Origin of the sequence: Ensifer sp. Root423, assembly GCF_001426275.1 — a bacterium.
Taxonomy (GTDB): Bacteria; Pseudomonadota; Alphaproteobacteria; order Rhizobiales; family Rhizobiaceae; genus Ensifer; species Ensifer adhaerens.
Genome location: NZ_LMEG01000012.1, coordinates 172,593 through 191,228, shown reverse-complemented (window position 1 = coordinate 191,228; position 18,636 = coordinate 172,593). Strand labels below are relative to the sequence as shown.

The window sequence follows — 18,636 nt, the reverse complement described above, 5'->3', positions numbered from 1 at the left end:
TCCCTTGAGTTACCGGTGCCGTCCGCCGCCGCCGCCACCACCACGCCTGATCTCACGGTGCGGCTGGCCACCGCCGCGCTGGCCGCCACCAAGCGCCTGGCGGCCGCGGTCCGACTGCATCTTGGTCACCCGTCCGCTCTGGACCTGACCAAGGGCGGATGGTTTTCCGCCACCGCCACGATCGATCTTGCCGCCCGGCTTCGGCTTGGCGACCTGGCGATCGGCCCGGGCCGCCGGCTTGGCATTGCCGATCTTGTCGCCCTGAGGCCTCTGCTTGACCTGGTTGCCCGGTTTGCGGTCGCCAGGAGCTGCGTTGGTTCGCCCGAGATTTTCCCGCTGGCGCGCCTCGACCTTGCTCTTGCGGACATCGTCGACCGAGATCCGGCTACCGGATCTATTTGCCGCCGCGCCGATCTCGTTGGTGCGGGCCACCTTCGCCCGGTTGGCGATGTTGTTGCCTTTCGCGGACTTGAAGTCCCGCTCCATGGAGGTGCGATCGATCTTGGCGAACTGGTTCTTGTCGAAGCTGATCTTGCTGCGGTCGACATTTTTCCAGTCGACGTCGTTGAATTTCACCTTGCCGTTGATGTTGTTGAAGCAATTGTTGCAGTCGATATCGACATCGCCGCCGTTCCAGCGCCCGCCCCAGACGCCCCAGTCGTCCCAGTCGACGACCGCGGCAAAGGCAGCACCCGTGACCACGCCGGCAAAGAAGGTCGCCGTCGGATAGTAATAGTTCGGATAGGGCTCGGGATAATAGGCGATCGGGGCCGGCTGATAGCCTGGATCATAGAGCATCTGCGGCTCGTATTGGGGGACGTAGATTTTCTCCGGATTGGCGGCCTGGATCACGACGTTGTCGTTTTCCTGCTTCACCACCACCTTGTCGTCCGACTTGATGACGCCGTCGGCGACGGCCTTGTCGCGCAATTGCTGGATGGCGACGAGCACGTCCTTCTGCTGATAGGCTAGCGCGTCGCTGAGCGACTGGGTCCAGTCGAGGTCGTCGCTCATCATCTTGACGATCTGAGGATAATTCAGCAGCGAGACGATGCTGCCGTCCCAGCTGTCCTTCGGCTTCATGTCCTTCTTGGTCTGCGAAACCTCGAGGAAGCGCTCGGCCTCGACGATCTGCAGCGGGTAGAGCGAGGCAGAGGTCACGAGTGCGACGAGTTCGTCGGGGTAGAGCGCAATGCGCGCGACGAGGACCTCGAGCTCATCTTCGCTGAGCGGTTGCGGCGCCTCTTCGGTCGCCGCCTGGGCGGCGGCCTGCTCCTGCGCCAGCGCAGTGCCCACCGCAAACGAACCCGTCAGCAAGGCAAGCAACGCCACCGTTGGCGCACGCAAAGAACGAGGTCGGTCGAACATGGTCTCTCCTATCCAGGCACAACGATCAACAAACGAGCCCGGGAGATCCCCCGGCTTGGACGTCACGGCGCCGGCCATACGCGGCCGGCGGGGCAATCGCGAGAATTCCCATTCGCTGTCATCGACGTCCCCTTCCGCACGCTTGCGTGGAGAACCTGGTCGCTTGTCAGAAAGCCGAATGGGACAATCAGGAAGAGCGGCATGAGCACCGGCAGCCAGCTGGCCAGCTGCCGGTGAATTTTAGACATGAGAAACAGAACGCCCGGCAATTGCAACCGGAAAATGAGGACGTGCGTGCGCGCACGCCGTCTTTGCTTGCGCGAGAGCCGGGCCGAAGCCCGTGCCCGCCAGCCGCGAACGACCGGGATCAAGGGCGGTCGGCATTGGCTCCGAGCATCATTTCAGGCTGCCGTCGCCGCTTCGATCCGCGGTCTTGAAATCCGCCATCACCCGATCAAGAAACTCGTTCCGGCTGATCTTGCCGTCGCTGTTGGTATCCGTGGCGGCAAACTGCTGAGCGTTCAGCGCCTGCTTCGTCTCGTCGGACGTAAGATTTCCGTCCTTGTTCTTGTCGAGATTGTCGAAGGCGCCCGCCATGAAGGCCTCGTACTCGGACCGCTCGACCGCGCCGTCCTTGTCGCTGTCGAGCGCGCTCATCTGTCCCTGGTTCATCGTCGCAGCTTGCTGCGCGATCGCCGGTGTGATCTGGCCGAGCGCAAGCACGCTCATAAGAACGATTTTCTTCATTCTGCTCTGTTCCTCGATCAATAATAGCGGCATGTCAGCGCGTTGCCGGCAGCAGCGCCGAGTGTCGCTCCACCACCAACGGCCCATAGCTGACCGGTGCCTGAACCAATGGTCGAGCCGATCAGGCCGCCGACAATGGCCCCACCAACGGTTCCGGCAATGCAGCCGAATTCGTTGCCGGTCGAACCGCTCTTGGACATATAGGCCGATTGGCACCCCGATAAGGCTAGGGCGCCGGCAAGAACGATAGTTATGGTCTGCTTGCTCATCTTATCCTCCAATATGGCCGTCTGATTGCAATAGAGATCGGCGGAGGCGCCATTGAGTGGCGTCGGATGTAAATAAGCTTCCGAATATTCTCCCGGAATCGGGGGAGACTCTTCTGTTGGATCAGAAGCAGCTCGCGGATTAGACATATTAGACATGCAGTCTGGCAACAACAGGGCCTTGAACTGCCGGCGAATACTACGCCCGAGAACCCCCGATGACAACGGACAGCGTGATTTTGTAGAGCGCACGGCGCCGGCGCCCCTCCCCGCCGCCCTTTCGGCCTCTGGAATCGTCTCCCGCGCGGCGACATCTCACCTTAGATTTTCTAGGGTCTCCCTCGAAATATCGTCATTTGTGCCGTCGGGCCGGGCGGTCTAGCTCTTTGCCGTCCTGTTGGGCACTTCTTGCAGGGTCTCCGTGGCCTGGCGGGACATGGGCCGGCAAAGCGCCAGCTCGGACCCGACACAGCATCTCCGACCGTGGCCGGCGGCCCTCCCACGCCGCGCCACCGACAGCATATCGAGAGAGAACACATCGAATGGATAGAATGGCGACAATTAAATTAGGTCTTTCTACTGCAATCCTTGCGACCCTGGCGTCCAGCGCCTTTGCCGAAGGTGGCGAGCGGGCGCAGATTGCCGCTGCCGTGGACAAGGCGATCCGCCCCATCATGCGCGAACACAAGGTGCCGGGCATGGCCGTCGCCGTCACCGTTGAAGGCCGGCACTATTTCCTGAACTACGGCGTCGCTTCCAAGGAAACGAACGCACCGGTTACCGAGAATACGCTGTTTGAACTGGGCTCGATCAGCAAGGCCTTCGCCGCGACACTGGCGTCCTATGCGCAGGTCACCGGCAAGCTCTCCTTCGACGATCATCCCGGCAAGTACATCCCGGCCTTTGCGGGCACGCCGATCGACAAGGCGACCCTCCTGCATCTTGCCACCTATACGGCTGGCGGACTGCCGTTGCAGTTTCCCGATGCGGTCAAGAGCAACGCCGACATGGTCGGCTATTTCAGCACATGGAAACCGGAGGCCAAGCCCGGCAAGAAGCGTCGCTATTCCAACCCGAGCATCGGCCTCTTCGGCCACACCGCGGCTTTAGCGATGGGCGGCAGCTTCAGCGCGGTTCTCGAAAGCGAGATCTTTCCCAAGCTCGGCCTGAAGCACAGCTATGTCCGCGTTCCCGATAGCCAGATGGGCAGCTACGCCTGGGGCTACGGCAAGGCCGACAAGCCAATTCGCGTCACTGCCGGTACGTTCGACGCGGAGGCCTATGGCGTAAAGTCATCGGCCGCAGACATGATCCGCTTCGTCGAGACCAACATCCAGCCTGAACGTCTCGACGGCGCGATCCGCAAGTCGGTCGAAGGCACCCATGTCGGATATTTCGACAGCGGCAAGATGGTGCAGGGGCTGGGCTGGGAACAATACCCCTACCCCGTTTCGCTGGAGCGGCTGCTCGACGGCAATTCGCGCGACATGGCCCTGAAAAGCAACCCGGTCAAGGCATTGGATCCCCCGAAGCGCCCCGATGGCTCGACGCTCTACAACAAGACCGGCTCCACCAACGGCTTCGGCGGCTATGTCGCCTTCGTACCGGAGAAGAAGATCGGAATCGTGCTGCTTGCCAACCGCAACTACCCGAACCCCGAGAGGATCAAGGCTGCCCACGCGATCCTGAAGTCGCTGGAAGCGGCGGCGAAGTAACGGCAGATCGCCCGCGTCGGTTTCGTGTCGCGGCAAGCCCGCGACACGGGAAACGACATCCATCAACAACTCTGTAGCGAATCTTCAATCAGCGCCTGCTTGCATATTGACGCCGAGTATTGTCATCTGCATTTCGCGAAAGCGCGATCAGATGCAGTCGAGTTCAGGCGTATGTGGGGATGCCGATGTTCGAATGGGTGGGAGTTCAGGGTTCGTTACATCGGGGAGGCGCAGGCAGGGGGCGGACAATGTTCGTGCTTGCGGCGCTGACGCTGCTTGCCGGCTGCGGCGGCCATGCCAAGGGTGTGATGGCGCCCGTCGCACTCACCACTCCGGTCCCGGGCGCATCCACCGTCGACATGCTTGTCGCAACCACGCGCGAACCCTCCGGCGATCCGGCAACGCTCTTTTCCGGCGAGCGCGACGCCAATACTTTCCTTACCGACGTCGCGGTTTCGATCCCGCCGGAAACGGCACGCAAGTCGGGCACGGTGCAATGGCCGCGCAAGCTGCCGCCGGATCCGGCCAAGGAATTCGCCGTCACGCGGGTGAACGAGCTCAAGTCGCTCGATGAAGCCAAGTCCTGGTTCCTGCAGCACGATGTCGGCGGCAATGCCTTCGTCTTCGTGCACGGCTTCAACAATCGCTACGAGGATTCGGTCTACCGGCTGGCGCAGATCGTGCATGACTCGGAGGTCCAGGCAACGCCGGTTCTCTTCACCTGGCCTTCGCGCGCCAACGTGTTCGACTACAACTACGACAAGGAAAGCACGAACTATTCGCGCACGGCGCTCGAAGACATTCTGAAAAAGCTATCCGACGCGCCGAAGGTCAAAAGCATAACCATCCTCGCCCATTCCATGGGTACCTGGCTGACGATGGAATCGCTCCGGCAGATGGGCATCCGCGACGGCAACGTGCCGTCCAAGATCGAGAACGTCATCCTCGCCTCGCCCGATATCGATCTCGATGTCTTCGCCAAGCAGTTTGTCGAGATGGGCAAGAAACGGCCGAAGTTCACCATCTTCGTTTCGCAGGACGACCGCGCCTTGGCGCTTTCGAGCTTCATCTCGGGCGACGTTTCACGCCTTGGCGCAATCGACCCGTCGGCAGAGCCTTATCGCACTCAGCTTGAAAGGGCCGGCATCACTGCCATCGATTTGACAAAGGTTAAGTCTGAGGACGGCCTGCACCACGGAAAGTTTGCGGAAAGCCCCGAGATCGTCCAGCTCATCGGCACGCGGCTCGCCACGGGGCAGACGCTCACAGATTCCGATATCTCGGTTGGAACCGGCATTGCCGCGGTCGTCGCCGGCACGGCGAGAAACGTCGGCAACGTCGCGGCCGTGACGGTCTCGGCGCCTGTGTCGATCCTCGAAAACCCGCAGCCGGCGAAGAAGAAGAAGGTGGTCGTCGGAGACACGCTCGCAACCGACATGCCGACGCCGGTGAAGATAAAGTAAGGGCTTGGCGGCAGCCCGCCGTCAGCCCTCGTCGCCGACGAAGCGATAGCCGACGCCCGGCTCCGTACGGATGATCTTCGGATCGGCCGGATCGCGCTCGATCTTGCCGCGCAGCTGGCCGATGAAGACGCGCAGATAATGCAGGTCTTCGCCGTGCGCGACGCCCCAGACCGAGGTAAGCAGCGTCTTGTGGGTGACGACACGGCCGGCGTGATGCGCCAGCATCACCAGGAGGTCGTATTCCTTTGGCGTCAGCCGGACGGGCTCGCCGTCCTTCGTCACCACCCGCTTGATCGTGTCGATCGAAACACCATCGGCGGAAAGCTGCGTCTGGCCGCCTTCCATCTGCACCCGGTGGCGAAGGGCCGCACGGATGCGGGCCGTCAGTTCGCCGATACCGAAGGGCTTTTCGATGTAGTCGTCGGCGCCGAGATCGAGTGCTGCGATCTTTTCGCTTTCCCGGTCGCGGGCCGACAGGATGATGATCGGCACCTGCGACCAGCCGCGCAGGTTGGCGATGACCTCCTTGCCATCCATATCGGGCAGGCCGAGATCGAGGATGACGACATCCGGCGCCATCGTCGCCGCCGCCTTCAGCGCCTCGGCGCCGGTCATCGCCTCACGAACGTCATAGCCGGCAGCACTCAGCGCGGGTTTCAGGAAACGCTGGATCTGGGGTTCGTCGTCGACGACGAGGATACGCTCCACGCTCATGCACGGTCCTTTTCGGAGATTTCAGCCTTGGCGGCGGGAAAGCGCATGGAAATGCGCGTGCCGCGGCGGCGAAGCGCCGGGCTCTCCGCCTTGATCTGCCCGCCCATCGCTTCGACGAAGCCCTTGGCGATCGACAGTCCCAGCCCCGTTCCCGGAGTGCGGCCATCCGCCTTGCCGCGGCGGAAGAATTTCTCGAAGACCTGCTCGAGGTCCCGCGGCGGAATACCCTTGCCGAGGTCGGTCACTGACAGCACGATCTCGTTGCTGTCGGTACGGGCATAGATGCTGATCGGCTCTTCGCCGCCATATTTGTTGGCATTGTCCAGCAGGTTGAAGAGCACCTGGCCGAGCAGCACGCTGTCGCCCCGCATCAGGGGCAAGTCAGGGGCGATGCTGGTTTCGATCTCGCGCTCGGGAAAATATTTGCGAGCGCGATCGACCGCCGCCCGCACCACGTCGGCGACATCGACCCAATCGCGCTTGGCATTGACGGTACCGGCCTCGATGCGCGTCATGTCGAGCAGGTTGGCGACAAAGCGCGTCAGCCGACCGCCCTCCTCCTCGATCGACTGCAACAGGTCGTCGCGGCTTTCCGGCGGCATGCGATCACCGAGCTGGCGCAAGCTGGTGACGGCGCCGGTAATGGTCGCAAGCGGGGTTCTCAGATCATGCGAAATGGATGAAAGAAGGGCAGCGCGGAAGCGCTCGCCCTCGAGCTTTGCGGCCTGGTCGAGGCTTTCGCGTGACAGGCGGGCGCGGTCGACGGCGATCGCCGTCTGGTCGAGGATCGCTGCCAGCGCCCGCTCCTCGTTGATCTCCAGTGGCTTGTCGGCCTGGACGAAGCCGCAGACGCCGACGACGCCGTGCGGGCTCGTCAGCGGCCGGAAATGGAAAGGGCTGTTCGGCAGGGTTCCCGTGCCGTTGCCGGCCGGCTCGCGTTTGTCCATCGCCCAACGCGCCGCCATGATGTCGGTGACGTCGAGCTCGGTGTCCGGCGGCCAGGCGGCTTTCAGCTGCAGGTCTCCGTCCTCAGGCAGAAGCAGCGCTGAACTGCGTTTCAGCGTCGACTGCATCTGCGTCACCGCCGCCCAGAGCACGTCGTCGGCCTTGGCGGTGCCTGAAAGTTTGCGCGAAAAGTCATAGAGCGCCTGAGTCGCGGCGGCGCGCTGGCGGGCGGTCTTTGCCTGCTCCCGTACCCGCGACGCCAGGCTGCCGGCGAGGGCTGCGGCAGCGAGGAAGACGACGAGCGCAAAAACCTCGTGCGGCTCGGCGATGGTGAAGGTGCCGGTCGGTTTGATGAAAAAGAAGTTATAGGCGAGCACCGAAAAAAGTGCTGCCGCGATTGCCGCGATGTGACCGGCATAGGTCGCCGAGGCCAGCACTGCGAGTAGATAAAGCAACGAGATGTTGGGCAGGACGACGAAACGGCCAAGCAGCAGGCCGACGGCGGTCGAGACGACCACCGATCCGGCGGCGATGCCGATCGCGCGCCCACTTCCCGGCGGCAGCGTCCGTTTCATCTTCGTTCGCCGTTTGACGGGCACCGTCTCGCGATCGGTCACAAGGTGAATGCCGATGCCGGACACGCGCTCGGCCAAGGCGTCGGGAAGCGACTGGCGAAACAGCCGCATCGGGAACGGCTGGCGGCGCGCGCCGATGACGATCTGCGTCGCGTGTTCCCGGCGCGCGAGCTTCAGGATTTCCTCGACGAAGTCGTTGCCGATAATACGGCGCGTCTCGGCGCCGAGCTGTTCGGCAAGACGGAAGGTTTCGTCGAGCCGGCGCACGTCTTCGCCGTCGCCGCTCTCGCGGTCGGCGCGCTCGATGAAGACGACGATCCAGGGGGCATTCAATCCTTCGGCGAGCCGGCTTGCCGTGCGCACGACCTTTTCGGACAACGGGTCCGAACCAATGCAGACGAGCAGCCGCTCGCCGCTTGCCCAGATGCCTTCGATGGCGTTCTGCTTGAGATAGTCGACCATCTGGTCGTCGACCCGGTCGGCTGTCCGCCTGAGCGCCAGTTCGCGCAGTGCCGTCAGGTTGCCAAGGCGGAAGAAGCGGTCGACGGCGCGCTGTGCGCTGTCGGGCAGATAAACCTTGCCCTCCTTCAGCCGCTCGATCAGCTCGGCCGGCGACAGATCCACAAGCAGTACGTCGTCAGCGCGCTTCAATACGGTATCCGGCACCCGTTCGCGCACGGGTACACCGGTGATCTGGGCGACGATATCCGAGAGGCTTTCGAGATGCTGGATATTGAGCGCCGTCCAGACATCGATGCCGGCGGCGATCAGTTCCTCAACATCCTGATAGCGCTTGGGGTGCCGGCTTTCGGCCGGATTGCTGTGGGCCAGTTCGTCGACGACGATGATCCGGGGACGCCGCGCGAGGGCCGCATCCAGGTCGAACTCGGAAAGCATTCGGCCGCGATGGTTCACATCGCGGCGCGGCAGTATCTCCAATCCGTCAATGAGCGCAGCGGTCTCGCTGCGCCCGTGCGTCTCGACCAGCCCGACGACGATATCGACACCGTCGTCCTTCAGCCGGCGGGCTCGCGACAACATCGCATAGGTCTTGCCGACGCCGGGAGCGGCGCCGAGGAATACGGTCAGTTTTCCCCGGCGGTCCTGCGCGGCAAGCGCCAGCAGTGCGTCTGGGTCCGGGCGACCTTTGGCGTCGCGTTCACTGTCGGGCATGCATTGTCTCAGGCGTGATCGATTCTAATAGCTTAGAGCGGGATGCGGGCGGAATACCGCAAGCACTTTTCCTCATCCCGCTCTAGGTTCGAGGCGCATCAAGGGCCAGGTTGAGTTCTAGCACATTGACGCGCGGCTCGCCTACGACCCCGAACAGCCGATCCTCCGTCGCCTTGGCGACCAGGGCGGCGACATCCGCTTGGCTCAAGCCCCGCGCCTTGGCGACGCGGGCGACCTGGGCTTCGGCGAAGGCCGGCGTGATATGCGGGTCGAGCCCGGAACCTGACGTGGTTGCCGCGTCCACAGGAATTTCTCCCGCAAGGCCGGCAGCTTTCAGGCGCTCGACATCGGCTGCGACACGATCCCTGAGCTTGACCGAGGTGGTACCGAGGTTGGAGCCGCTCGAAGCCCCCGCGTTATAGGCGTCCGGACCGGTCGCGGAGGGCCGCGGCCAGAAGTATTTGTCGGAAGTAAAGTTCTGGCCGATGAGGGCGGAACCGATGAGGGTACCGTCCTTCTCGATGAGGCTGCCATTTGCCTGCGCGGGCATCAGCACCTGCGACGCGCCGGTGATTGCAAAGGGATAGGCAAGGCCGGTGATCGCGGTCAGGAGCACGATCATGACGATGGCGGGGCGAAGTTGGTTCAGCATGGTTACACCAGATTGAGTGCGTTGACGGCGAGGTCGACGAGCTTGATGCCGGCAAAGGGCAGGACAATGCCGCCGAGGCCGTAGACAGCCAAGTTACGGCGCAGAAGGGCTGCCGCACCGACGGGCCGGTACTTGACGCCCTTCAGCGCCAGCGGGATCAAGGCGACGATGATGAGCGCGTTAAAGATCACCGCCGAGAGGATCGCCGATTGCGGCGAGGCGAGGCCCATGACGTTGAGCGCGGCAAGGGCCGGATAGGTGGTAATGAACAGCGCCGGGATGATGGCGAAGTACTTGGCCACGTCGTTGGCGATCGAAAACGTCGTCAGCGACCCGCGGGTCATCAGCAGCTGCTTGCCGATCTCGACGATCTCGATCAGCTTCGTCGGACTGGAATCGAGGTCCACCATGTTGGCGGCCTCGCGGGCGGCCTGGGTCCCCGTCTGCATGGCGACGCCGACATCGGCCTGGGCGAGTGCCGGCGCGTCGTTGGTGCCGTCGCCGCACATCGCGATCAGGCGGCCGCCCTGCTGCTCCTTGCGGATATAGCCAAGCTTGTCCTCCGGGGTCGCTTCGGCAAGGAAGTCGTCGACGCCGGCTTCGGACGCGATGGCGGCAGCGGTCACCGGGTTGTCGCCGGTGACCATCACCGTGCGGATGCCCATGGCACGAAGAGCGGCGAAGCGCTCCTTTATGCCGGGCTTCACCACATCCTTCAGATGGATGACGCCGAGCAGGCGCGGACCGTCGGCAACCGCAAGCGGCGTGCCGCCGGTGCGGGCCACCTGGTCGACGGCGCGGCGAAACTCGTTCGGCACGTTCTCGTCGCGGATACCGGTGAACTTCAGGACCGAGTCGACGGCACCCTTGCGCAGCCGGCGGCCGCCGAAGTCGACGCCCGAAAGCCTCGTTTCCGCAGCGAAGGGAATGACCGCGTCGATCCGGGTCGCGCCGGCCCGGCTTGCGCCGCCGCCGACGGCGAGCGCCAGGACCTCGCCCTTGTCGGACGCGGGCAGCGACACATCTGGCGTCTGGCGGCCAAATTCACCGGTGGCAAGCGCCGCGATCGAGCGGCCCTCAGGCGTTTCGTCGGCAAGGCTTGCAAGCAGTGCGGCATCGGCAAGCTCGGCCTCGGTAACGCCGGGCACCGGCATGAAGTCGGCCGCCATGCGGTTGCCGAAGGTGATGGTGCCTGTCTTGTCGAGCAGCAGCGTATCGACGTCGCCAGCAGCCTCGACAGCGCGGCCGGAGGTGGCGATGACGTTGAAGCGCACCAGACGGTCCATGCCGGCGATGCCGATGGCTGAAAGCAGGCCACCGATCGTGGTCGGAATCAGGGTGACGAGCAGGGCTGCGAGCACGGTGACCGAGAGCACGGTACCGGAATAGCCGGCGAGCCCCCAGAGCGTGACGACGGCCACCAGGAAGATCAGCGTCAGGCCCGAAAGCAGGATCGACAGGGCGATCTCGTTCGGGGTTTTCTGGCGCTGCGCGCCCTCGATCAGCGCGATCATGCGGTCGACGAAAGTGTCGCCGGGTGCCACGCCGATGCGGATCTTGATCCAGTCGGACAGCACCTGCGTGCCGCCTGTGACAGCCGAGCGGTCGCCACCGGATTCACGGATGACGGGCGCCGATTCACCGGTGATGGCGCTCTCGTTGACAGAGGCGACACCCTCGACGACTTCGCCATCGCCGGGGATCAGTTCGCCAGCCTCGACGAGCACGAGGTCGCCGACCTTCAGCGATGTCGCCGGGATCGTCTGGGTCTCGCGGCCTTCGTCGGCAACGAGCTTGCGCGCCGTCAGTTCGGACTTGGTGCGGCGCAGGCTGTCGGCCTGGGCCTTGCCGCGGCCTTCGGCGACGGCTTCGGCAAAGGTGGCAAAAAGCACCGTGAACCACAGCCAGGCGGCGATCTGGCCGGAGAACAGCGGGCTGCCTGTGCCGGTGGCGATGTCGCGCACGAAGAGACCGGTGACCACGGCTGCGACCACTTCGGTGACGAAGATCACCGGATTGCGCACGAGCTGGCGCGGGTCGAGCTTGATGAACGCCGCCTTGATCGCCGGCAGCAGGATCGCCGGGTCCAGAAGACTGGGTGCGATAGGTTTGGAAGACATGTGTCGAATTCCTTTAGAAGGTCTGACCGGCAAGCATCGAGAGATGCTCGACGATGGGACCGAGCGCGAGCGCCGGGAAGAATTGCAGCCCGCCGAGAATGAGGATGATGCCGACAAGCAGGCCGACGAAGAGCGGCGTGTCGGTCGGGAAGGTACCCTTGGACGCCGGCACGCGGGTCTTCACCGCGATCGAACCGGCGATCGCCATGACCGGAACCGCATAGGCGAAGCGGCCGAGCAGCATCGCGAACCCGAGCGTCGTGTTGTACCAGGGTGTGTTGCCGGTGAGCCCGCCGAAAGCCGAGCCGTTGTTGCCGGCCGCCGACGTGAAGGCATAGAGGATTTCGGACAGGCCGTGCGGGCCCGCCGTGCCGATGCTTGCGACGGCAAAAGGCAGCATCGCGGAGACGGCGGCAAAGCCGAGGATCGTCACCGGCAGAATGAGGACGGCGAACATCGCGTATTTCATCTCGCGGGATTCGATCTTCTTGCCGAGCAGTTCCGGCGTGCGGCCGACCATCAGGCCGGCAACGAAGACGGCGAGGATCGCAAAGACCACCATGCCGTAGAGGCCGGAGCCGACGCCGCCCGGCAGGACTTCGCCAAGCTGCATCAGGAACATCGGCACGAGACCGCCGAGGCCCGTCAGCGAGCCGTGCATGCCGTTGACGCCGCCATCCGACAGACCGGTGGTGACAGCGGCATAGAGCGCCGTCATCGCCTGGCCGAAGCGGACTTCCTTGCCTTCCATGTTGCCCTGGGCGGCATCGAGACCAAGGGCGGTCAGGATCGGGTTGCCGTGGGCTTCCGCCCAGTAGACGACCGCAACGCCTGAGATCAGCAGGATCGCGGTGACGGCGATGAAGGCCCAACCCTGGCGGCGGTTACCGACCATCTGGCCAAACGTGTAGACGAGCGCCGCCGAGATCGACAACATGGCGAAAATGTTGAGATAGTTGGAGAAGGCCGTCGGGTTCTCGAAGGGATGGGCGGCATTGACGTTGAAGAAGCCACCACCATTGGTGCCGAGCTGCTTGATCGCTTCCTGACTGGCGACAGGGCCGAGCGAGATCGTCTGCTTGGCGCCTTCGAGCGTGGTTGCCGACAGATCGGCGTGGAAGGTCTGCGGCAAGCCTGTCCAGACCATGGCAAGGGCCATGACGACGGCGATCGGCAGCAGCACGTAAAGCGTCGAACGGGTGAGATCGACCCAGAAGTTGCCGACGGTCGAGGCGTTCGAGCGGGCGAAGGCGCGGGTGACGGCAAGCGCCATGGCGATGCCGGTCGCGGCGGAGACGAAGTTATGCACCGTCAGGCCGGCCATCTGGCTGAAATGGCTGAGCGTGGTTTCGCCACCGTAGTTCTGCCAGTTGGTGTTGGTGACGAAGCTGACCGCCGTGTTGAAGGCGAGATCGGACGGCATGCCCGAGAAGCCCTGCGGGTTCATCGGCAGGTGGGCCTGCAGCCGGAGGATCGCATAGAGCGAGACAAAGCCGGCGAGGCTGAAGGCGAGCATCGACATCGTGTAGGCGAGCCAGCCCTGTTCCTTCTTCGGATCGACACCGGCCGCAAGATAAAGGCCGCGCTCGACGGGACCGAGGACGGGTGAAAAAACGTTGCGTTCACCGGAGAAGACCCGCGCCATATAAAGCCCCAGCGGCTTGATGACGATCAGGACGGCGATGAAGAGGAGGCTGATCTGCAGCCACCCGATGATAGACATGAGATTACTCCGCTAAGGGCGGCCGGACGGCGCAAAGGCGCCCGGCTGATGCGAACGGCCAACGGGTTCGATCCCCGTCAACCGGGTCAGAACCGTTCCGGGCGAACGAGGGTGACGACGAGGTAGGCCGCAAGACCGATGGCGACGGCAAGACCGAGCAGGGCTTCGAACATGACGCCCTCCTAAAGCCGGCTCAGCGCGCGCGCATAAAGCGCGAACACGACAAAGCCGCCGATTCCGGCGGCAAGAAAAAGAACATCGGACATGCAAATTCTCCGGACTGTTGAAGTCCGGATCTTGCGCCCGCAGCGGGTCAATTATCGATTGCGATGGTCGGAAGGAGGCATAAGGAAAAGATAAAGACGCCCGCAAAGATCCGTTCGGGAGCGCGGGAGGCGACCTTCATAGGCGCAGGACCAGTCCGGTATCGGCCTATCTGCCACAAGCTGAAGAGATCCCGAGGCCGCCCGTATGCGACCGCCGGTTCGGCAAAAGAGCACCTAGCCCTTGATAATCTCGTTCACGCTCGTTTCGGTGGGCGTGGTGGCTTCGCGCATCCATTCGCGCCAGATCGCAACGAGCAGCGCCATCAGCACCGGACCGACGAAGAGGCCGAGGAAACCCATGGTCTTCACGCCGCCCACGAGGCCGAAGAAGGTCGGCAGGAAGGGAAGCTTGATCGGGCCGCCGACGAGGCGCGGACGCAGCGTCTTGTCGACGATGAAGAGTTCGGTCGTGCCCCAGGTGAACAGCGCCAGGCCGTGAATGGGCGAACCGCTGGCGACGAGATAGACCGAGACCAGCGTGAAGCAGAGCGGCGCGCCACCGGGGATCAGCGCCATCAGGCCGGTGATGATGCCGAGCGTGACCGGCGACGGCACGCCGGCAAGCCAATAGGCGACGCCAAGCACGATGCCTTCGCCGATGGCGATGATGCCCATGCCGGTGACCGTCGAGCTGATCGTCAGCGGCACGACGCGCGACAGCCGTTCCCAGCGCATCGGGAAGATACGCTCGCCGAGCTTGTCGAGTTGGCCGGAGAAGGACTGCCCATCGCGATAGACGAAGAACAGCGTGATCAGCATGAACAGCAGCGTCAGGAAGGCATGGAACGTCGAGGCACCGACGACCAGAACGCCGCGGTAGATATTGCCGATGTTGGAGCCGCTGACGAGCTGGACCAGTTCGCCGAGCGCGCCCGGATGGCCGATATGCTTGACCCATTGCTCGCCAAGCCAGACACCGGCGATCGGAATGCTCGACAGCCATGCGGGCACGACGGCACCGTTGGCATTGGTCTCGACGGCCCAGACGACCCAGTCGCGCACTTCGTCGACCGCATAGACGGCGGCAATCGAGATCGGCACGACGATGAAGGAGATGACGCAGACGATCGCGATGGTGGCGGCAAGCGTCCGGTTGCCGTTCACGCCGGCGAGCAGCCGGCGATAGATCGGCCAGCTGGCAAACCCGATGACGACAGCAGCCAGAACCGGAACGACGAAACCATGGAAGAAATAGACGCCGGCTAGCAGAACGAAGACCAGCATCCAGCGCGCAGCGGTCATGGGGCCGACAAGGGCATGGCGCGAAATGGCAGTGTGCCCGAGGAGCCGTGGCTCCACGGCGAAATTCTCTCGTTCGCGATTACCCAATTGCACCAATGATCCTCCGTCTTCCGACGAGCTTACAGCAAACCCGCGGCCTTGCCAGCCACTCTGACACCGCGCGCCGCCCCTTTGCCCCTGCTTTACGGTAGTTTCAGGGCCGTGGCCGACGCTAGCGGCGGGACATGACAGAAAAATTTAGAAGGGTTCAAGAGCCCCCGGCTTTCTTTCGATAAAGCCGGTCATTCCGCCGCAGGTTTTGCAGCCATACGCGCAGGCTGTGCGCGATCGACGAAGACTGAGGCGAGAAAGATACCGAAGCCGGCAACGCCGAGAACGGCACCGACGAAACCGGTGGAGGTCCAGCCATAACCCGCAGCGATCGAAACGCCGCCGAGCCAGGCGCCTAGCGCATTGGCGAGATTGAAGGCGGAGTGGCTAAGGGCAGCAGCCAGCGTCTGGGCCTCGCCGGCGACATCCATCAGCCGGGTCTGCACGCCCGGGACGACGGCAAAGCCACCGCCGATGAAGAGCACGTTGACGATGGCGATCCACGGATTGCCCATGGTGAAATAGAAAAGCACATAGGCCAAGATGTTGAAGACGATGGCGATACCGATCGCCGGCATCAGCGCCCAGTCGGCAAGCCGCGCCCCGACGATGTTGCCGAGGATCATGCCGGCACCGAAGACCGAAAGCATGATCGGCACATTACCAAGCGAAACACCTGCGACTTCGGTCAGCGCCGGTGTGATGTAGCTGAAGACGGCAAACATGCCGCCACAGCCGATGGCGCAGATGCCGAGCATCAGCCAGACCTGCAGCTTGCCGAGCGCACCCAGCTCGCGAAGCGGCGTCGCCTTCGGGTTGCCCTTGTCCCGCGGTACGTGGGCGAAGGTGAGCGCCATGGTCAGGAGGCTGATGGCGCCGACGATGGCAAACGCGGAGCGCCAGCCGAGCGCCTGGCCGAACCAGGCGACGAGCGGCGTGCCGAAGAGAGTGGCGATGGTCAGTCCCATCATCACCCGGCCGACGGCGCGGGCCCGCTGGTTCGGCGCGGCAAGGCCGGCCGCCACCAGGGCAGCCACGCCGAAATAGGCGCCATGCGGCAGACCGGCGAAGAAGCGCGCGGCAATCAGCGTGTAGAAATCCGGAGCGACGGCGCTCGCGAAGTTGCCGACGGCAAAAACCAGCATCAGGACCAAAAGCACCCGGAAGCGCGAGAAGCGGGCGGCAAGCACCGCGATCAGCGGCGCACCGACGACGACGCCGAGCGCATAGGCGCTGATGACCGCACCAGCCTGGGGCACCAATACCGATACGTCTTCGGCGACTTGCGGCAGGAGACCCATGATCGCAAACTCGCCGGTACCGATCCCGAAGCCGCCGACGGCGAGCGCCACTTCGGCGGCAGAAACACGGGCGCGGCGCGGATCGACGGCTGAGGAGAAGGCTTCGTCACACATGGGTTCGCTCATGGGCAATGGCCAGTGTCGCCGTGCCTTGCGGCCGGAGAAAAATCTGGGGGATATGTCGGCGGATGTCGGATTGGACCAACAGGGATATGCTGCAATGCAATACAGGTTTTTCCTGCGGCAGGCAAAGCTTTTGCGGTTCTCGTCATACTTTTTCGCAAGGCTCGCAGAAGCCTGTTAACCGTAAGCTCAGTTGACGTTTACGTCAAAGTTATATAATTCCGAATCTCAGCTTGAAGAGGTGTCGCAAAAGCATCATCCTCATCGGCGTGAGAGGATCGGGAGGGATTTTCTCAGGCCGCATCAGGCCAGCCTGTGGCGACCAGAGGGAGAGAGGTCATGGCGGAAGTCAGCGCACAACAGACGGGTATCAGCCCAGGCAAGATCTGGCTGAAATCCTATCCACCCGGAATAGCCGCCGAAATTGGCCCCCTGCCCTACAAGTCGATCGGCGAATTCTTCGACCACGCCGTTGCCCGCTATTCGAGCCGTCCGGCCTTCACCTGCATGGGCAAGACGCTGACCTTTGCCGACCTCAACGCCCAGTCCGCCAGGATCGGCGCCTGGCTGCAATCGATCGGCCTTGCCAAGGGCGACCGCGTCGCGGTGATGATGCCGAACATCCTCCAGAACCCCGTGATCGTCTACGGCATCCTCAGGGCCGGCTTTACCGTCGTCAACGTCAACCCGCTCTACACGCCGCGCGAACTGCAGCACCAGCTCACCGATTCCGGCGCCAAGGCGATCTTCGTTCTGGAAAACTTCGCGCACACCGTGCAGCAGGTGGTCGACAAGACCGCGGTCAAGCACGTCGTTGTCGCGACCATGGGCGACATGCTGGGCCTGAAGGGTGCGATCGTCAATCTGGTGGTCCGCCGCGTCAAGAAGCTCGTTCCCGCCTGGTCGATCCCCGGCCATCTTTCGTTCAAGGACGTTCTTTCCAAGGGCGGGCGAGCCAAGCTGACGAAGCCGAACGTCGCCGCGAGCGACGTCGCCTTCCTGCAATATACCGGCGGGACGACGGGCGTCTCGAAGGGCGCGACGCTCACCCATTCGAACCTCTTGTCGAACATGGCGCAGATGGAAATCTGGTTCCAGACGGCGTTCCGCTCGCGCACCCGGCCGGACAATCTCGTCTTCATGTGCGCGCTGCCGCTCTACCATATCTTCGCGCTGACCGTGAATTCGCTGATGGGCCTTGCCACCGGCGGCAACAACATCCTGATCCCCAATCCCCGCGACATCCCGGGCTTCGTCAAGGAACTCGGCAAGCACAACACCAATATCTTCCCGGGCCTCAACACGCTGTTCAACGCGCTGATGAACAATGCGGAGTTCCAGAAGCTCGATTTCTCGTCGCTGATGTTGACCTTCGGCGGCGGCATGGCGATCCAGCGCCCGGTCGCCGAACGCTGGAAGCAGATGACCGGCTGCTCGATCGCCGAAGGTTACGGCCTGTCGGAGACCTCGCCGGTGGCAACAGCCAACATCCTCGACGCGACCGAGTTCACCGGCACGATCGGCATGCCCATCCCGTCCACCGACGTCGAGATCCGCGACGACCAGGGCAATACGCTGGCGATCGGCGAAGTCGGCGAGATCTGCATCCGCGGGCCGCAGGTGATGGCCGGCTACTGGCAGCGGCCGGACGAGACCGCCAAGGCGATCTCGCCGGATGGCTTCTTCCGCTCGGGTGACATCGGCTTCATGAACGCCGACGGCCTCGTCAAGATCGTCGACCGCAAGAAGGACATGATCCTGGTCTCCGGCTTCAACGTTTTCCCGAACGAGATCGAGGAAGTGGCGATGACCCATCCGGGCATCCTCGAATGCGCGGCGATCGGCATTCCGGACGAGCATTCCGGCGAAGCGGTCAAGCTCTTCGTCGTCAAGAGGGATGCAGCACTGACGGAGGAAGAGGTCAAGCGCCACTGCGCCGCCAACCTCACCAACTACAAGCGTCCGCGTTTCGTCGAATTCCGCACCGAACTGCCGAAGACCAATGTCGGCAAGATCCTGCGCAAGGATCTGCGCGGATAAACTACTCCGAAATTCAAACGATTTAAAAAATCCTGAAAACCGCCGCCTCGGCG

The 18,636-nt window shown here is 63.4% G+C and carries 14 protein-coding genes; 3 read left to right on the top strand and 11 right to left on the bottom strand.

From position 1 onward, the window contains the following. Positions 1-9: 9 nt before the first annotated feature. The 3 genes from ASD01_RS13550 to ASD01_RS13535 form a co-directional block, all read right to left on the bottom strand. Positions 10-1,368, bottom strand: coding sequence for a DUF3300 domain-containing protein (locus tag ASD01_RS13550; protein ID WP_051659370.1), 1,359 nt, complete (start codon positions 1,366-1,368; stop codon positions 10-12). A 396-nt stretch (positions 1,369-1,764) separates the two neighbouring features. After that, positions 1,765-2,115 (bottom strand): EF-hand domain-containing protein, encoded by a 351-nt coding sequence (locus tag ASD01_RS13540; protein ID WP_034797198.1) that lies wholly within the window; start codon positions 2,113-2,115, stop codon positions 1,765-1,767. Positions 2,116-2,132: 17 nt separating this feature from the next. Next, positions 2,133-2,384: a glycine zipper 2TM domain-containing protein gene (locus tag ASD01_RS13535; RefSeq protein WP_034797201.1), complete on the bottom strand. Its 252-nt coding sequence runs from the start codon at positions 2,382-2,384 to the stop codon at positions 2,133-2,135. Between the two features lie 539 nt (positions 2,385-2,923). Here ASD01_RS13535 and ampC point away from each other — a divergent pair. Together ampC and ASD01_RS13525 are read left to right on the top strand one after the other, a co-directional pair. Beyond that, positions 2,924-4,096, top strand: coding sequence for a class C beta-lactamase (gene ampC, locus ASD01_RS13530; RefSeq protein ID WP_034797203.1), 1,173 nt, complete (start codon positions 2,924-2,926; stop codon positions 4,094-4,096). A gap of 248 nt (positions 4,097-4,344) precedes the next feature. Then, on the top strand, positions 4,345-5,559 hold the full coding sequence (locus ASD01_RS13525; protein ID WP_051659371.1) for an alpha/beta hydrolase: 1,215 nt from the start codon (positions 4,345-4,347) through the stop codon (positions 5,557-5,559). A gap of 21 nt (positions 5,560-5,580) precedes the next feature. Here the strand turns inward: ASD01_RS13525 and ASD01_RS13520 are convergent, their stop codons facing one another. From ASD01_RS13520 to ASD01_RS13480, 8 genes are all read right to left on the bottom strand, one after another. After that, on the bottom strand, positions 5,581-6,273 hold the full coding sequence (locus ASD01_RS13520; protein ID WP_034797205.1) for a response regulator: 693 nt from the start codon (positions 6,271-6,273) through the stop codon (positions 5,581-5,583). After that, positions 6,270-8,966, bottom strand: coding sequence for a sensor histidine kinase (locus ASD01_RS13515; protein ID WP_034797208.1), 2,697 nt, complete (start codon positions 8,964-8,966; stop codon positions 6,270-6,272). The genes ASD01_RS13520 and ASD01_RS13515 overlap by 4 nt, the downstream gene beginning before the upstream one ends. Before the next feature lie 82 nt (positions 8,967-9,048). Then, positions 9,049-9,618 (bottom strand): potassium-transporting ATPase subunit KdpC, encoded by a 570-nt coding sequence (gene kdpC, locus ASD01_RS13510; protein ID WP_034797210.1) that lies wholly within the window; start codon positions 9,616-9,618, stop codon positions 9,049-9,051. A gap of 2 nt (positions 9,619-9,620) precedes the next feature. Then, positions 9,621-11,738, bottom strand: a complete 2,118-nt coding sequence (gene kdpB, locus ASD01_RS13505) for a potassium-transporting ATPase subunit KdpB (protein WP_034797212.1) — start codon at positions 11,736-11,738, stop codon at positions 9,621-9,623. Between the two features lie 13 nt (positions 11,739-11,751). Beyond that, positions 11,752-13,461 (bottom strand): potassium-transporting ATPase subunit KdpA, encoded by a 1,710-nt coding sequence (gene kdpA / locus ASD01_RS13500; RefSeq protein ID WP_034797214.1) that lies wholly within the window; start codon positions 13,459-13,461, stop codon positions 11,752-11,754. Between the two features lie 86 nt (positions 13,462-13,547). Further along, a complete protein-coding gene (gene kdpF / locus ASD01_RS37580; RefSeq protein WP_034797217.1) occupies positions 13,548-13,634 on the bottom strand; it encodes a K(+)-transporting ATPase subunit F in 87 nt (28 codons plus the stop codon). Positions 13,635-13,961: 327 nt separating this feature from the next. Next, positions 13,962-15,122: an AI-2E family transporter gene (locus ASD01_RS13485; protein ID WP_034797607.1), complete on the bottom strand. Its 1,161-nt coding sequence runs from the start codon at positions 15,120-15,122 to the stop codon at positions 13,962-13,964. Positions 15,123-15,310: 188 nt separating this feature from the next. After that, on the bottom strand, positions 15,311-16,546 hold the full coding sequence (locus ASD01_RS13480; protein ID WP_156623651.1) for an MFS transporter: 1,236 nt from the start codon (positions 16,544-16,546) through the stop codon (positions 15,311-15,313). Between the two features lie 336 nt (positions 16,547-16,882). On the opposite strand from ASD01_RS13480, the gene ASD01_RS13470 reads away from it, so the two are divergent. Then, positions 16,883-18,583, top strand: coding sequence for a long-chain fatty acid--CoA ligase (locus ASD01_RS13470; RefSeq protein WP_034797224.1), 1,701 nt, complete (start codon positions 16,883-16,885; stop codon positions 18,581-18,583). Positions 18,584-18,636: the final 53 nt, after the last annotated feature.